The organism is Streptomyces mexicanus (assembly GCF_902506575.1).
GTDB lineage: Bacteria > Actinomycetota > Actinomycetes > Streptomycetales > Streptomycetaceae > Streptomyces > Streptomyces mexicanus.
Genome location: NZ_LR732574.1, coordinates 1 through 1,865 on the forward strand (window position 1 = coordinate 1; position 1,865 = coordinate 1,865).

Genomic DNA, 1,865 nt, shown 5'->3' on the forward strand with positions numbered 1-1,865 from the left:
GCCCTGCCCAGCTCGTCCGGCCCGCGGGGCCCCGCGGGGCGCCCGGGGGGGGCCCCGGCCGCCGGCCGCCGGGGGCGGCTCAGACGGTGACGACCCGGATCCCCGCGTCCTCGAACCGGCGCACGGTGTCCTGCCCCGCCGCCGTGTCCGTCACCAGCGTGTCCACCGATTCCGCCGGGCAGATCCGCGCGAAGGCGCGCCGGCCGAGCTTGCTGGAGTCCGCGGCGACGACCACGCGTGCGGCGCGTTCGCACAGCAGCCGGTTGATCGCGGCCTCCGCCTCGTCGTTGGCCGCGGCGCCGTGCGTGACGTCGAACGCCACCACGCCCACCACCGCCACGTCGAGCGTGATCTGCCCGAGTACGCCGTCCGCCAGCGGGCCGATCAGCTCGTACGACTGCGGGCGCGCGACCCCGCCGGTCACCACGATCTTGAACTGGGGACGCACGGCCAGCTCGTTGGCGATGTTGAGCGCGTTCGTCACCACCGTCAGGGCCGGCGAGCCGGAGGCGAGGTCGCCGCGCACGGCCAGGGCGCGGGCCACCTCCGTGGTGGTCGTCCCGCCGGTCAGGCCCACCGCCTCGCCCGGGGCCACCAGATGCGCGACCGCCTGGGCGATCCGCTGCTTCTCGGAGGCCCGGCGCGCCGTCTTGTAGCGCAGCGGCAGCTCGTAGGAGACGCCGTGCACGACCGCGCCGCCCCGGGTGCGGACCAGCATCTGCTGCTGGGCGAGCTGGTCGAAGTCCCGCCGGATCGTCGCGGCCGACACCTCCAGCTCGGCCGCCGCCTCCTCGACGTCCAGGCGGCCGCGCTCGACCAGCAGCTCCAGCAGCGCCTTCCAGCGGGCGTCGCGCGACATCAGCGGCCTCCGTTTCTCGCTCCTTCGCGACCCTAGCGCACCCGTGCACCCGGGAAATGCTTGATTCTGCTTGAAAAGCACGGCTATCTTGCACGAACGATCACATGTGGGAGGGTGTCCGCCATGAGCCATGTCGAGGACGAACTGACCAGCCAGCCCGAGTGCTGGGCCCGCGTCGCGGCCGACGCCGCCGGGCACCGCGCCGCGCTGCCGGCACCGGGGGAGCGGGTGGCGATCGTCGGCTGCGGGACGTCGTACTTCATGGCCCAGGCCGCCGCCGCGCTGCGCGAGGGAGCCGGGCAGGGCGAGACCGACGCCTTCGCCGCCTCGGAGTTCCCCCGCGGCCGCTCCTACGACCGCGTCCTCGCCCTGACCCGCTCCGGCACCACCACGGAAGTGCTGGACCTGCTGGGGCAGGTGAAGGGACGTACGCGCACCACCGCCGTCACCGCGGACCCCGACACGCCGGTCATGAAGGCCGCCGACGACGTGGTCGTGCTGGACTTCGCCGACGAACGCTCCGTCGTCCAGACCCGGTTCGCCACCACCGCGCTGACCCTGCTGCGCGCCCATCTGGGCCTGCACACCGACGCCGTCGTCGCCGACGCCCGCACCGCCCTGACCGAGCCGCTGCCCGAAGGACTGGTGGACTGCACCCAGTTCACCTTCCTGGGGCGCGGCTGGACCGTCGGACTCGCCAACGAGGCCGGCCTGAAGATGCGCGAGGCGTCGCTGTCCTGGACGGAGGCGTACCCGGCGATGGAGTACCGGCACGGCCCCATCAGCATCACCACCCGGGGCACCGCCACCTGGATGCTCGGCCCGGCCCCGGACGGTCTGGCGGACCAGGTGCGCGCCACCGGCGGGCTGTGGATCGACGGCGGTCTCGACCCGCTCGCCGAACTGGTCCGCGCCCAGCGCCTGGCCGTCGCCGTCGCCGCGGCCCGCGGCCTCGACCCGGACCAGCCGCGCCACCTGACCCGCTCGGTCATCCTCACCCCCTGAC

At 74.5% G+C, this 1,865-nt stretch carries 2 protein-coding genes; one reads left to right on the forward strand and one right to left on the reverse strand.

Going from position 1 to position 1,865, the window contains the following annotated elements; translation table 11 throughout:
- Positions 1 to 79 precede the first annotated feature (79 nt).
- A complete protein-coding gene (locus tag GV126_RS32515) occupies positions 80 to 859 on the reverse strand; it encodes a DeoR/GlpR family DNA-binding transcription regulator (protein WP_159674562.1) in 780 nt (259 codons plus the stop codon).
- Between the two features lie 123 nt (positions 860 to 982).
- Here GV126_RS32515 and GV126_RS32520 point away from each other — a divergent pair, with 123 nt between their 5' ends.
- Complete coding sequence (locus GV126_RS32520) at positions 983 to 1,864, forward strand: SIS domain-containing protein (protein ID WP_159674564.1); 882 nt, start codon at positions 983 to 985, stop codon at positions 1,862 to 1,864.
- Position 1,865 lies beyond the last annotated feature (1 nt).